This window comes from Rothia sp. HMSC066H02 (assembly GCF_001814995.1).
GTDB lineage: Bacteria > Actinomycetota > Actinomycetes > Actinomycetales > Micrococcaceae > Rothia > Rothia mucilaginosa.
The window spans coordinates 144174-159095 of the sequence record NZ_KV818683.1 but is presented as its reverse complement, the minus strand read 5'-3'; the positions used below and the strand labels follow the sequence as shown (position 1 = coordinate 159095).

General features: G+C 57.3%; 5 protein-coding genes. 4 read left to right on the top strand and 1 reads right to left on the bottom strand.

Features of this window, described 5'->3' with window-relative positions; genetic code table 11:
* Positions 1–105: 105 nt before the first annotated feature.
* Positions 106–3855: a transcription-repair coupling factor gene (gene mfd / locus HMPREF2999_RS04845; RefSeq protein WP_070676165.1), complete on the bottom strand. Its 3750-nt coding sequence runs from the start codon at positions 3853–3855 to the stop codon at positions 106–108.
* 555 nt (positions 3856–4410) lie between these two features.
* On the opposite strand from mfd, the gene HMPREF2999_RS04840 reads away from it, so the two are divergent.
* The 4 genes from HMPREF2999_RS04840 (at position 4411) to HMPREF2999_RS04825 (ending at position 14598) form a co-directional block, all read left to right on the top strand.
* Positions 4411–6777, top strand: a complete 2367-nt coding sequence (locus HMPREF2999_RS04840; protein ID WP_070676164.1) for a fibrinogen-like YCDxxxxGGGW domain-containing protein — start codon at positions 4411–4413, stop codon at positions 6775–6777.
* Positions 6778–7293: 516 nt separating this feature from the next.
* Entirely contained in the window at positions 7294–9759 is a 2466-nt protein-coding gene (locus HMPREF2999_RS04835) for a fibrinogen-like YCDxxxxGGGW domain-containing protein (protein ID WP_070697732.1), read from the top strand.
* 345 nt (positions 9760–10104) lie between these two features.
* The gene (locus HMPREF2999_RS04830) at positions 10105–10965 is read left to right on the top strand and encodes a hypothetical protein (protein ID WP_070676162.1); all 861 of its coding nucleotides are present in this window, start codon (positions 10105–10107) and stop codon (positions 10963–10965) included.
* Positions 10966–11172: 207 nt separating this feature from the next.
* Complete coding sequence (locus HMPREF2999_RS04825; RefSeq protein ID WP_246823078.1) at positions 11173–14598, top strand: fibrinogen-like YCDxxxxGGGW domain-containing protein; 3426 nt, start codon at positions 11173–11175, stop codon at positions 14596–14598.
* Positions 14599–14922: the final 324 nt, after the last annotated feature.

The following is a 14922-nucleotide window of genomic DNA, read 5'->3' as shown; positions in this document are numbered from 1 at the left end:
GCAGATGTGCCATATTGTGGCAATCTGCACGGCGAGCATCTTCATGGTTCGGCATCATGGTTCGGCAGCCCGATATGACTGGGCGGCGCCTACCCCTGTATGTCTCTACTCCTCGAGAGCCTGCGGCTTCTCCGCGTAAATCGAGTTGATAAACTTCTCAGCCCACTCCAGCATGGGGCGGTCCACCAGTTCCTTACCGCCGACCGGCATGGTCTTCGGGCGCGGAACCAGCGTCAACCAGGTATTCAGACCCTTCGGCTGGGCGTGCGTGGAGCCAGGGTACACGCGCTTCAGACGCATCTGGCGGGACTCCGGCAGCGGCGTAGCGGTTACCACGCGAACCTTCGGCCCCAACACCACCAGCTCATGAATACCGGCGGCACGGGCGTGCATACGCACCGTCGCCACGGCAAGCAGGTTCTCTACCGCCTCCGGCAGCTCGCCGTAACGGTCGACCAGCTCCTCGCGAGCCTCCGCAATCTTCTCCTCGGTATCGGCGGCAGCAATCTGACGGTACGCCTGCAAGCGCAGACGCTCAGAATCAATATAGGTGTGCGGAATATGCGCGTTGACGGGCAGGTCAATCTTCGTTTCGACCTCGCGCTCTTCCTTCTCGCCGCGGTAGTTTGCGACCGCCTCGCCGACCAGGCGCAGGTACAGGTCAAAACCGACACCGGCAATATGGCCGGACTGTTCGCCACCGAGCAGGTTGCCCGCGCCGCGAATCTCCAGGTCCTTCATCGCAAGCTGCAGGCCAGCGCCCAGCTCATTGTGGGTCGCCACGGCCTTCAGACGCTCGTGGGCAATCTCGCCGAGGGTCTTATCCACCGGGTACAGGAAGTACGCGTAGGCGCGCTCGCGGCCACGACCCACGCGGCCGCGCAGCTGGTGCAGCTGGCTCAGACCGTAGTTCTGGGCGTGGTCGACAATGAGGGTGTTCGCGTTCGAAATATCCAGGCCGGTCTCCACGATGGTCGTGCACACCAGCACGTCAAAGCGGCGCTCCCAGAAGTCCACAATAATCTGCTCCAGGCGCGATTCACTCATGCGGCCGTGGGCGGTGGCGATGCGCGCCTCCGGAACGAGCTTGCCGATTTCCGCAGCAACATCGTCGATATCAGCCACGCGGTTGTGCACGAAGAACACCTGTCCTTCACGCATGAGCTCGCGGCGGATTGCGGCGGTAATCTGGCTGTCGGTGCGCGGACCGACGAAGGTCAACACGGGGTGGCGCTCCTCCGGCGCGGTGGCAAGGGTGGAGGTTTCGCGAATACCGGTCAGCGACATTTCGAGGGTGCGCGGGATCGGGGTTGCGCTCATGGCCAGCACGTCCACATTGGTGCGCATCTGCTTGAGCTTTTCCTTGTGCTCCACTCCAAAGCGCTGTTCCTCGTCAATGATGACCAGGCCCAGGTCCTTGAATACCACGCTGTCCGAGAGGATGCGGTGGGTACCAATCACCACGTCCACCGCGCCGGATGCGATTTCTTCGGTAATCTGGCGGGTTTCCTTCGCCTTCTGGAAGCGGGAGAGCACACGAATCTTCACGGGGAATCCCGAGAAGCGCTCGCTGAACGTCTCGTAGTGCTGCTGCGCGAGCAGGGTCGTGGGTACGAGCACCGCGACCTGTTTGCCGTCCTGCACCGCCTTGAATGCGGCACGTACGGCGACCTCGGTTTTGCCGAAGCCCACATCGCCGGAGATGAGGCGGTCCATGGGGATTTCTTTCTCCATATCCTCCTTCACCTCGTGGATGGCGGTGAGCTGGTCGGGAGTCTCGTTGTAGGGGAAGGACTCTTCCAGCTCTCGCTGCCAGGGGGTGTCTGCGGCGAAGGCGTGACCGCGCGAGGCCTGGCGTGCCGAGTAGAGTTTCACCAGGTCGGCGGCGATTTCCTTGACTGCCTTGCGAGCGCGGGACTTGGTCTTAGCCCAGTCGCTGCCGCCCATCTTGGACAGACTCGGGTTCTCGCCACCCACGTAGTTGGAGATGAGATCCAGCTGGTCGGAGGGCACGAAGAGGCGGTCGGGTGCGCCACCGCGCTTGGCGGGGGCGTACTCGATGACCAGGTATTCCTTCATGGGTTGCACACCGTTGACCGGGGAGGCACCCGCCACCGGGCGAGAAGTCATCTCGACGAAGCGACCGATGCCGTGGCGTTCGTGTACCACGTAGTCGCCGGGGTTCAGCGCGAGAGGATCAACCGCGTTGCGGCGGCGGCGTGTCTTGAATTTCTGTCCTGTGGCGCCTCGGGGTGCGTAGGTTCCGCGGCGTCCGAGCAGTTCTGCTTCGGTGAAGACGGCGAGCTTCGCTTCCTCAAGGAGGAAGCCTGCGGAGGCGGGCGCCTCGCAGACCTCGACGATGCCGTGTTCGAGGTCCCCGGCGGGGTCGGCTTCGAGGCTGGTTCGGCGGGCTGCGGGTACGGCGGGTGCCCCTTCGCCGGAATGGAAGAGGTCGATGAGGCGGTCGGTGGAGCCGCGGCCGTTGGTGAGGGCGAGGACGGTCCACTGTTGCTGAATAAGGTCGCCAACCTGGCTGAGCATGCGTTCGACGGAGCCGTTGAATGCGGTTGCGGGGGTGGCGTTGACGGTGTAGGTGTCGATGCCATCTTCGATGGCGTCGGCAATGCTCTGGTTTTCGAGTGCGCCTGCGGCGGCGTCTTCGAGCAGGTCTGCGTCGGTGACGAGTTCGGTGATTTCCCACCAGCTGAGCTTGGCTTCGAGCGCCTGTGCTGTGGTTTGGTCAATGGTGCGGAATCCGCTGTCGCTCATGCGGAGCTGACCGAGGTCGATGGGTGCTACTGCGTCGGCTTCTGCGGAGGTGTCCCATGCGGCGGCGAGGAATTCTTCGTTGGTGGCGACGAGGTCTTCGGCGCGGGCGCGCACACGCTCGGGTTCGACGTTAATGATCATGGACCCAGCTGGCAACAGCTCGGTGAGGGTGTTCATGGATTCGATGAGTAGCGGGGTGAGTGATTCCATGCCTTCGACGTAGATTCCGCCGGCAATCTTCTCAAGCATGGTTGCGGCTGCCGGGTAGTCGGCCTTCAGGCGCGCGGCGCGGCTCATGACCTCGGGGGTGATGAGCAGTTCGCGGCAGGGCAGCAGGGTGAGTTCGGTGAGCTCTCCTCCCCCGCTGAGGGTGCGCTGGTCGGCGACGGAGAAGTGGCGCATTTCGTCGAGTTCGTCGCCGAAGAATTCGAGGCGGACGGGGGTAGTTGCGGTGGGCGGGAAGACGTCGATGATGCCGCCGCGTACGGCGTATTCACCGCGCTTGGCAACCAGGTCTACGCGGGAGTATGCGGCGTCGTTGAGGCCGCGCACCACATCTTTGAAGGGGTATTCTTCGCCGCGGACCAGGTGCACGGGTTCGAGCTTTTCGATGCCGGTGACGATGGGCTGGATGACGGCGCGTACGGGTGCGATGACAACCTGGGGGCGGCTGCTGGGCTCCCCGGTCATGGCGCGTAGTACCTGCAGGCGGCGGCCTACGGTGTCGGAACGCGGTGAGAGGCGTTCGTGGGGCAGGGTTTCCCAGGCGGGGAAGAGCGCAATGTCGGCGGCGGGCAAGTAGGAGCGCAGGGCTGCGGCGAGGTCTTCTGCTTGGCGGTCGGTGGGGGCGATGATGAGGCTGAGCGCTTCGGGGGTGGTTCCGCGTACGGCGGCGGAAATATCGGCAATGAGCGCGGCGTGTGTTCCTCCGACGGCGCCGATGAGGGTGCGGGCGCTACGTTCAGCGGGCTTCGCGGAGGCGGCGGTACGGATCGCGGCCCAGCTGCTGAGTTGGTTGAGGGTTTTCAGGAGGGGGTGCAGGGGTGCCTCGAGGGGCTGTGCGGTAGCTTTTCGGGTGGTGCTCACGGGTTCTCCTGAGTCTGGGGTCTTCGCTTGCGGCGGTTGAGCTGGTGGAGGGTTGCTATGGATGGTCGGTATTGGGCGGTGCCGGTTGGGGCGTCCGAGTGAATTTGCCTTTATTTCATGGTGCTTTTTGTGCGTTTTGGGGTGTTTTTTGCGGCTTTTCCATTGTAGGACTTGTCTGCTTTTTCTGGCATTTTTCTCTTGTATTCCTCTGTGATGAAATATATTCCTTTTTGCACTCGATTGTCGCTTTCGTGGGTGATATTTGAGTATGGTTTTCTTCCGTGTCTGTTCCTGCACCACAATGCCGATTTTATAGGGCGCAAATCACACCCCCACCCGCATCTTTGCACTTTGTGCACCATTATTTTCACAGCTTAATCCTGTACCCTAATCATTAACACTTAGAGAAAAACCAGACAGTATATCCCCTTCCGGATTCTGTTTACCTCTTCCAACCAACCTCAGGTTTTCAGTATTTACTGCGGTTTTTCTAGTGCGCTAAATTCACCGTATCTTTCGATGTTTCTTCCGGAACGTCGCATCAGAAAGACGCATATGACAACCACATACACGAACAAACCCGCTGAAAAGCGCCATGCCCATTCATGGTCTGCTAAAAAGTGGGCCGCTTTCGCACTCGCTTTTGGTACCGCTTTCACTGCGGCACCTCTTACTCCTACTACTCCCGCCTCGGCTGCGACCGGAACCCATGACGGTTCCAGTAGCGATAAGGCGGCTGCTTCCTGTTACGAGGTCAAGCAGGTTAATCCTTCCGCCTCCTCTGGCACTTACTGGCTGTACACCCCGCAGATGAGCGGCCCGGCGCAGTTCTACTGCGATCAGGAAACTGATGGCGGCGGCTGGGTCATGATTGGTCGCGGTCGTGAGGGTTGGACCGAGTCTTACAACGGCACCGGCGACCCGAATCAACTGCGCCAGAACCCCACGGGCCCTTCCGCTTTTACTCCCGTCCAGCTTCCCGCAAACACTGTCGATGCCCTGCTGAACGGCATTAAGCCTCAGGACCTTCCCGATGGTATGCGCCTGCACCGTGCCCACAATGCAAGGGGCACCCAGTGGCAGAACGTTTATGTTCAGCGTCCTCAGACTGAGCAGTGGACCTGGGCAATGAGCTACGGTCAGCGTTGGGGCACCGTGAAGTTCACCGGTGCCGGCATTAACCGCACTGCGCGTATGGGCGGTTCCCCCTCGGAGATGGCTCCGGGTATTACCACCAGTTCTGTTCGTTTCTTCGCGAACCCGAACCAGGGCTACCAGATTGGTTTTGCGTACGGTTCGCTGGTGAACTTCGGTAATGAGAATTCGGATTCATACATTTACCACAAGCGTGGTTCCGCTGGTTACTCCATCCCCTTCACTCAGGTGTTCCTGCGTCCGAAGCTGACTCAGCGTGACTTGAACTTCTCGCAGATTGGTTCTGGCTCTGCCGCTAGCAACCGTCGTGCTCTGCCAAATAGCTACACGATGCCCGTTCGTTGGCGCACCAGTGAGCAGACTGGCACCGGCAAGAAGAACGAGATGAACACCTACGTTCAGGCTATTACTCAGGTGGGCGACACCGTCTTCACCGGTGGCGACTTCAAGTATGTGGAGTCGGCTGGTGGCGAGCGCGTGGACCAGTCGTACCTGGCTGGCTACAACGTGGATTCGGGCGAACTGGTTCGCTCGTTCCGCCCGACTTTCAACGGCCAGATTAAGGCTCTTGAAGCTCTGCCGAATAACCGCCTGGCGGTTGGTGGCGAGTTCACCGAGGTTAACGGCGAGAAGGTCAACCACTTCGTCATTCTGGACGCAACCACCGGCCAGATTGACCGCACCTGGGATCTTCAGATTCAGCGCCGTAATGGCGATGCAGTTCAGGTGAAGACCCTGCTGGTTCAGGACGGCTACCTGTACATTGGCGGTAACTTCACCCATGTGAAGGGCAATACGTCTAAGGCGTACGCTTACTCGCGTGGTGCCGCTCGTATTAAGCTCTCGAACGGTGCGGTGGATTGGAACTGGCGCCCGAACTTTAACGGTACGGTCAACGGTATTACAGCTGCGTCCGATAACTCGACTGTTCACGCTGCGGGTTACTTCACTGAGCTGAATAACCAGCGTGCTTTCCGCCTGGCTGCACTGAATGGCTCGGATGCTTCGAACATTAGGTGGGAGTGGGAGCCGTCGCTGAAGCTGAACATTACTGACCGTATTGTGTACGCGTTCCAGTTCGATGTTCAGGATGCTGGCTCGACCGTGTGGACTGCTGGTGCTGACCACCTGATTGCTAACTACTCGAAGAACGGTTACGGCCGTATTTCCACTGCGATTTCTAAGTATGGTGGCGACTGGCAGGATCTGCACCTGAGCGGTAACACCATTTACGGCGCGTGCCACTGCGGTGACGTCCTCTTTGAGGGTTCAACCGGTTACCACACCTACTGGAAGGAATCGAAGGCGGTTCACCGCATGCGTTTGGTCGCGGCGTTTGATAAGGACAGCGGCGAGGTTGTGGGCGAGTTCAGCCCGGTTCTGAAGGGCGCTAGCGGCTACGGTGTCTGGGAGTCCTTCGTGGATTCTCGCGGCAACCTGTGGGTTGGTGGCGACATTAACCGTTCGCTGGGTGCTAATGGTGAGCAGCGCACTGTCGGTTTTGCTCGTTTTGCTCCTCGCGATGTGACCGCCCCGTCGACTCCGTCGAATCTGTCGGTTCAGCGTGATGGCTCGACCGATAAGCTGTCCTGGTCTGGCGTTCGCGAGAATGGTGCTCGCTACCAGGTGCTGCGTAATGACCGTGTGATTGCTACCGTCTCTGGTACCAGCTACGAGGTTGAGCATACTGATGGCGCTCGCTACTACGTACGCTCCATCGATGCATCTGAGAATTTCTCGGCTTCCACGGGAGCTGCTCAGGCTTAGGTCAGATTGTTGATCTAGTTTCTTTGAACCGCCGCCTGGTCCGGGCTCCGCAGGGTTTGCGGGGTCCGGATCAGGCGGCGGTGATTCCCCCTTTTAGTTTTGGTTTGGTCCGGGTTGTCCGGCTTGTTATCGCTTTGCCTCTGTGGCGGCTATGATGGGTTGGGATTCATCGCGTCGGATGGGTTGCTTCCGTCCTTCCGATGCTGGGCTGAATCTTGGTCTGTGGTGTTTCTTCGCTGTTGGTACGGCAGGGGAAGTTTCACAGATTTTTTAGCGTTCCGCTTCTTATGGCGTGTTGCCGTTGTTGGCTTCGTACGTGCGGTGGTGGAGCGTATTCATTCAATTTCCGATAACTACACTCACTGATTCCGGCAGCAGACTCACTGTTAGTGCAGTTCATACCGCTTCTTCTTCCCCCGATACCTGGTCACTGTGTTGTGCCTTGTGTGGGGTGGGTGTTGCTGTGTGAATTGTATTTTTCTGCGGTGTGCCGGTTGAGGTCTCTAGGAGAGACAAATGAATTTTCTTCCGTTCGCGCATGGAGGGCGTTCGCAGGGCGCCTCTTCTTCCGCTTCTGAGGGCTCTCGTGTAGCTTCTCGTTCTGGTTCCCGCGCTTTGGGTGCGGCGGCCGCTTCTTTTGCGATGGTTGCGGCTTCTTTGGGTCCGATTGCTTCGGGCGCGCAGGCTGCTGATGCACGCTACTATGACGGTTCGTCGAGTGAGCGCGCGGCTGCGAGCTGCTGGGAGGTTAAGCAGAATAATCCGCGTGGCAAGAGCGGCGCGTACTGGCTGTACACCCCTGCGATGAGTGCTCCTGAGCAGTTCTATTGCGATCAGGAAACTGATGGCGGCGGCTGGGTTATGATTGGCCGCGGTCGTGAGAGCTGGACTGAGAACTACTACGGTCGCGGTAATGCCGATCAGCTGTATAAGAACCCGACCGGCTTTGATGCAGTACAGCTTCCCTCCAACAAGGTGGATGCTCTACTGAACGGTACCCAGCCGCAGGATTTGGCGGATGGCGTGCGTTTCCACCGTTCGTTGAATGTTGAAGGAACTAAGTGGCAGGATTTCACTGCTAAGCGTGCGGCAAGCCCCCAGTGGTCTTGGTCTTTGCGTGCGAGGATGTACTGGTCGGATGTTACAATCAAGAACCCTTACCCCTACACTCGCTATAACTACTCCTCCAGCGAGAAGCAGATGGGGCGTATCTTCACCCATGAGTCGTACGACTTCCGCAATATGTACTTTGTGGAGCAAGCCTCTCAGGGATATAAGCAGGGCTTCACCTATGGTCCGGAAGCGCCGATTGCTAATTGGTTCACTGCGTACAAGATGAACAACCAGTCCTCTTATATTTACCGTCCGGCGAACGATTCGAACCCTCCTCTGGTGTTTACTCAGATGTTCTTGCGTCCGAAGGTGACGCAGAACGATTTGGCGGCTAAGGGTCTGCACGCTTACGGTCAGCAGGGCGCTGCGGCAAGTAGCCGCCGTGCACTGCCCAATAGCTACTCCGAGAAGTGGAAGTGGCGTACCAGTGCTGACACCGGTACCGGTAAGAAGGGTGAGATGAATACCCAGGTCGAGGCTATCACCGAGGTTGGTGGCGCTGTCTTTACCGGTGGTGATTTCGCGTACGTTGAGTCGGCTAGCGGCGAGAAGGTTGAGCAGGCTTTCTTGGCGGGTTACGAGGTGGGTACCGGCGAGCTGCGCCGTTCTTTCCGCCCGAAGATTAACGGTCAGGTGAAGTCCGTTGAGGCCCTGCCGAACGGTCTGCTTGCTGTGGGCGGCTCCTTCACCCAGGTGAACGGTGAGTACTACAATGGCTTCGTGATTCTGGATCCGCAGACCGGTCAGATCGTTAAGGACTGGGATATCCGCCCGGTGAGCCGCATTGCTTCCGTACCGGTGCAGGTTAAGACCCTGCACGTTCGTGACGGCTACCTGTACATTGGTGGCTCCTTCACTCACATTAAGGGTCAGACCTCCCCCACCTATGCGTACGCAAGGAACCTGGCTCGTATTAAGTTGAGCAATGGCGAGGTGGACTGGAATTGGCGTCCGGTCTTTAACGGCACGGTCAATGGTGTGAGTGCTTCTGAGGGTAACACTGATGTGTACGTCGCTGGTTACTTCACTCAGCTCAATGGTGCTGAGGCTTTCCGTATTGCACATATGAAGTCGGGCTCTCAGAAGGGCGGCAATTGGAACCACCAGCCTTCGTATATTCCTGAAGGTGCTCGTCTGAATGATCTGAAGAATGAACGTCTGATGTGGGGGTTCCAATTCGACGTTCAGGATGCTGGTTCTTCGGTGTGGCTTGGCGGTACTGAGCATATGATTAGCCGTTACGATAAGGCGACCATGCGCCGCACGTATAGCGCGATTACTCGTGAAGGTGGCGATTTCCAGGATCTGCATCTGAATGGCAACACCATTTACGGTGCGTGCCACTGTGGTGATTACATCTACCAGAACTCCACTACCTGGGAGAAGGCTTGGGAGAGCGCGAAGGATGCTCAGACTATCCGTCTGGTAGCTGCGTTTGATAAGGACAGCGGTAAGATGCTGCCGGAGTTCGCACCGATTATGAGCGGTGCACATGGCTACGGTGTGTGGGAGTCCTTCGTGGATTCGACCGGCACCCTGTGGGTTGGTGGCGATATCCGTAGGTCGCTGGGTGCTAACGGTGTGCAGGAGACCATTGGTTTCGCTCGTTATGCACCTCGCGATGTAACCCCTCCGGTTACCCCGAACAACCTGAAGGTTACGACGAACGGTTCTAAGGATCAGCTGACGTGGTCGGGTATTTCCGAGCGCAGGGTGAAGTACCAGGTTCTGCGCGATGATCGTCCTATTGCGACGGTTACGGGTACGAGCTATTCGGTGGATCACCGCGATGGCGCCCGCTATTATGTGCGCGCGGTAGATACTGCAGATAACTATTCGGCAAGTACCGAGGCCGTCCAGGCAGCATAACCCCTCATCAGGGCAATATCCACTTTTATGACAAAGAATTTTAGTGATGTTCGTCCTATTGTCCCGGGCTGGTTTATGACCAACCCGGGACTTTTTTGCACAATGTGAACCTATTTCATTCATTTACATGAAGGTTCTTTCATTCAGAGATATATATTTATCTTCCATTCGGGCAAAAATAGAGCATTATTTAGAGCTTATTCTCATCTTTTATAAAAACGTTATTTTTGCGGGTCTAAGTGTTTTCCCAGCTTTGCGTGTTAGCCTTTAGGTGCTTTGCTACTGTGCGAGGTATTATCTTCCGGAATATAGTCATTCTCACTCCAACCACTAAAGAGGCTTCCTATGTCAGCATTCTTCGAGCAGTCCTCCCGGTCCCGGCTTCTGGGCACCCTGGGCACCGTTGCGGTATCCGCTTTGGTTCTGAGTGCTTGCGCTACTGAAAACCCGAGCTCTGATAGCTCTTCTTCCGCTTCTGCTTCCGCAACCGTTTCCGCTTCTGCACACGCTTCTTCCGCTCAGTCTTCGAGCGCTTCCCCTAAGGTTTCTGAGCAGGGCACCGCTTCTGCATCCGCTGAGGCTTCGGGCGAGGCATCTCCCAAGGCAAATGCTGAGGCTACTTCTTCTGACGGTCAGAAGCTTGAAGAGATTTACACTGGCTCTGAGGAAATGAAGAACGCTTCCTCCGTGCCCGTTGACGCTGAAGAAGTTAAGAAGACTACCGAACTGGTCAATTCTTTTGAGACCATTCTGACCAAGGTTAAGGCAGCTCCTTCTGCTGCTCCCTCTCCCGAGCGTACCGTTGACCCGAGCAGCGATGAAGAGGCTGAGAAGCAGAACGTTGAGCAGGCGCGCGCTGTTCTCGATGATGAGACGATTCGCTCCATCGAGGCGGTAGCTGTGGATTCCGCTGCCGCTGAGTTTGCCGTGCAGGCTTCCGAATACGCACTGGCTGGCTGGCACTACGAAGGTTCTTCCACGGTGGTGGGCACTCCCCGTATGACTGAGACTCAGTACAAGGGTCAGCCCGCGCGCATGCTGGAAGTATGCATGGATTCTTCCTCGGTGAAGATCTATGACGAGAATAATCAGCCCGTTAAGGATGACAATTCTCCTAAGCGTTCACTCAATATTTACACCCTCGTTCAGGTCGATGGTCAGTGGAAGATTGCGACCCATGATTTCCCGAACAATCCTGATTGTTAGGGTCTAATTAAAGATGCCGGTTTCCAGCTATGATTCGCTGGAACCCGCGCATTATCATCCATAGCGCATTAATGTTGATGCGCACTCGATAACATTTCTTGGCATTCATTTGGAGATATTATGAAAGCCCACCTTGGCATGACGGGCTCCGGCTTTTCTCGTTCTGCTATAACTCGCTCAACTCTTTGCTTGAGCATTGCTACGGCTTTGGCTTTGCCCGTAGCTATCCCCGCTATTACGCCGAGTACCGCTGTCGAACAGACTGCGGAAAAAAGGGACTCTGCTTTCTACAATGGCACGACCTCCGAGCGTGCTGCCGCCAGCTGTTGGGAAGCCAAGCAGGCTAACCCCGAGGCAAAGAGCGGCGCCTACTGGCTGTACACCCCCGCAATGAGCCAGCCGGCACAGTTCTACTGCGATCAGGAAACTTATGGTGGCGGTTGGGTCAAGATTGGTGAAGGCCGCGACGGCTGGACCGAAAACTACGAGGGCCAGGGCGACGCCTCCCAGCTCTACAGCGATGCCGCGCCCGCATCGTCCGGTTTAACGCTTGCGCAGGGTAAGGCTTTGAGCTCCCTGCCCGCAGCGAAGACCCCTATTCAGCTTTCGGGCATCACTATTTCTCAGCTGCTCAACGGCACCCGCCCTGATCAGCTGCCCGATGGTTACCGTTTCCGTCGCGCTCTGAACACCTCGGGCACCAAGTGGCAAGAGGCGACGGTGGATCGCCGCCAGACTTCTGAGTGGACTTGGGCTCTGCGTTCGAACGCTATCTGGGCCAACGCGACAGTCACCAACCCTGACGAGTTCTCTTCCTACAATGAAAATGGCCGCAGGGACTGGCCTAATGGCACGTGGCAGGACCACATTCTGGGTGGTCAGAATAACGGCTTCAAGACGTTGAAGTTCGATGAGATGGCTTCCCAGGATTACCGTATGGGCTTCCATTACGGCGCAAACTCCCCCATTTCGCAGGATGGCTCTGAGCCGGCGATGACCGACGCGCGGAACTCCTACATTTACGGTAAGGAAAGCAAGGGTGAAACCTCTTTCGGTTACACCCAGATGTTCCTGCGCCCGAAGCTGACCCAGAACGATTTGCATCTGGGTGCTATCCCGGATTCCGGTACTCAGGCGAGCGCTCGTCGTGCCCTGCCCAGTAGCCGTTCGGCGGATTGGCGCTGGCGCACCAGTGCTAAGACCGCCTCCGGTAAAACCACCGAGATGAACACCTATGTTGAGGCCATCACCGAGGTCAATCACGGCAACGGCACCTCCAGCGTGTTTATTGGCGGCGACTTCGAGTACCTTGAGTCCTCTACCGGTGAGCATGTTGCGCAATCTAATATTGCTGCTTTTGACCCGGAAACCGGCGAGTTGCGCCGCGACTTCAAGCTGACTGTTAATGGTCAGGTGAAGGCTGTTGAGGCTCTGCCGAATAACCGTCTGGCGGTTGGCGGCACCTTTACCCTGGTTAACGGTAAGAAGCATGAGAGCTTCGTCGTTGTTGACGCCACGACCGGTGAGGTTGCCCCTGAATGGTCCCAGGTTAGAGTCGAAGATCGCATTCGCACCGAGTTCATGACGGTGAAGACCATTCACCGTCAGGGTGACTACGTGTATATTGGCGGCACCTTTACCCACATTTATGAAAGTGACAAGGCGGGTGAGGCGTATTCGCGCAATATTGCCCGTTTTAAGTTGGGTGAGCCTTCTAACGGTGTGCCCGGCATTGTGAGTATAGACCGTAACTGGCGCCAGGTGTTCAACGGTACTGTCAACGGTATTAGCGCCTCCGCTGATAATTCTCATGTTTACGTAGCCGGTTACTTCACCTGGCTCAACGGCGGCCTTGCCTACCGCGTGGCTGATATTACTCAGCATATGCAGAAGGGCAGCCCGTGGGCGTACCAGCATTCTGAGATTCCTGCCGGTGCTAATGTCTCTGACCTGCGCAACGAAACCAAGATTTGGGGTTTCCAGTTCGACGTTCAGGATGCCGGTACCGGCGTCTGGGTGGGCGGTACTGAGCACCTCATCTCTCGTTACGATAAGGCCTCTCTGACCCCCACCTACACCGCGATTACCCGCGATGGTGGAGACTTCCAGGATCTGCACCTGCACGGTAACACCATCTACGGCGCCTGCCACTGCGGTGACTTCCTCTACCAGGATTCGCGTAACAAGCGGACCCCCGTGGGCGGTTCAAGCGTGATTCATTCGATCAAGCTGGTTGCTGCGTTCGATAAGGACAGCGGTAAGATGCTGCCGGAGTTCTCCCCCGCTATTAAGGGTGACCACGGCTTCGGTATCTGGGAGTCTTTCGTTGATTCGAAGGGCACCCTGTGGGTTGGTGGCGATATCCACCGTTCGCTGGGTGTTCACGGCACTCAGGATACCGTTGGTTTTGCGCGCTTTGAGGCTCGCGATGTGACTCCTCCGGCTACCCCGCAGAACCTGCAGGTCGAGCTGAAGGACGATAAGGACGTTCTAACCTGGGATGCTGTGCAGGATACCGGTAGTGTCCGCTACCAGATTCTGCGTGACGACCGCGTCATTGCAAGCACTTCGGGTACGAAGTTCGAGATTGACCACACCGATAACGCACGTTACTTTGTGCGTGCTGTGGACACCTCGGATAACTACTCTGCGTCCACTCCGGTTCAGGTAGCTCCGGTTCGCCCGACTCCTACCCCCACGGAGACCGCAACCGAGACTCCTACCGCTGATCCGACCGCGAGCGCTGACCCCAGCCCTTCGGCAAGCGCTACCCCGAGTGCAGAAGCAACTACCGAGGCACCGAAGGAAGAGAATCCGAAGCCTGAGGACCCGAAGCCTGCCGATCCCAAGCCTGAGGAGCCCAAGCCTGCCGATCCCAAGCCCGAGGACCCGAAGGAAGAAGCCGCTAAGGACCAGATTGTTCTGCCCTACGCCTCGGATTGGAAGTACATGGTCTCTACCCAGGCTCCCAACCGTAAGTACGGTTGGAAGTACAACTTCCACTTCAGCCTGGAAGATATTGCGCAGGAAGCATGGCAGACCGGCAAGACCCCGATTGGGGTCGGTACTGGTAACCTCAACACCTCCGTTAAGGTTCCGCTCGTGCGTTCCCGCCACAATATCTACGCCTACACCACCATCCAGCTCACTCGTGAGCAGGCCAGCCGTGATCTCGTGCTGACCACTTACGCGGACGATGCTATTGCGGTGGGTGTCAACGGTGAAGAGGTTGGTCGTTCCAACTTCGATACCAGGGGCAAGCTGTGGAATAGCACGGTAGCTTCCAGCTCGGTAGATACCGCTGAGGCTCAGAAGACTCCGGTAACTTTCACCGTTCCGGCTTCTCAGCTGAAGGCTGGCGAGAACCTCATCGCTGTTGAGGTTCACCCGGCATTCCCGCGACGCAATATTCTGCCGAACGTGAGCTTCGATCTGCAGGCTATTTCCAAGGCACCGGTTGCTGAGCAGCCCGCCGAGAAGGAAGCTGACAAGGAGGCGGAGGCACCCGTAGCAAACGAGGCTGAGCAGCCCGTGGTTGATAACGCGAACAATGCGGCAGCCGACCGGGGCGAGCGACGTGCCGTCAATAACGGAGTCGGAACCCGCGTTCCGATGCAGTCCCGAAGGAACTAATACCTTCTAGACAATCTCAGCTAAATGGGGTTTGATTTTCTGAATGATTCAGAAAATCAAACCCCATTTGCGTGTGATACCCGCTTTTCTGTGTTTTTTGCATCATTTATTCTTGTTATTTGTGTTTCTGTTATCTGCCTCTCTGCACAATATTCAGAAATATTTTCTAAAGCTAGAATTCACAGGATGAAAGGGTCTACACTCCCGGTTAGCGAGGCCCTCACTCCGTTTGAAGGAACACGCAAATCTGCACTAAAGCGCATTGTCAGTGGCTTTTTACGACACAATTGTTACCCCTGGCCACACGCACCCTGCCGCACTTTA

Coding starts and splice junctions, on each gene's coding strand:
- HMPREF2999_RS04840 (WP_070676164.1), top strand. CDS start 4,411: ATGACAACCACATACACGAACAAACCCGCTGAAAAGCGCCATGCCCAT.
- HMPREF2999_RS04835 (WP_070697732.1), top strand. CDS start 7,294: ATGAATTTTCTTCCGTTCGCGCATGGAGGGCGTTCGCAGGGCGCCTCT.
- HMPREF2999_RS04830 (WP_070676162.1), top strand. CDS start 10,105: ATGTCAGCATTCTTCGAGCAGTCCTCCCGGTCCCGGCTTCTGGGCACC.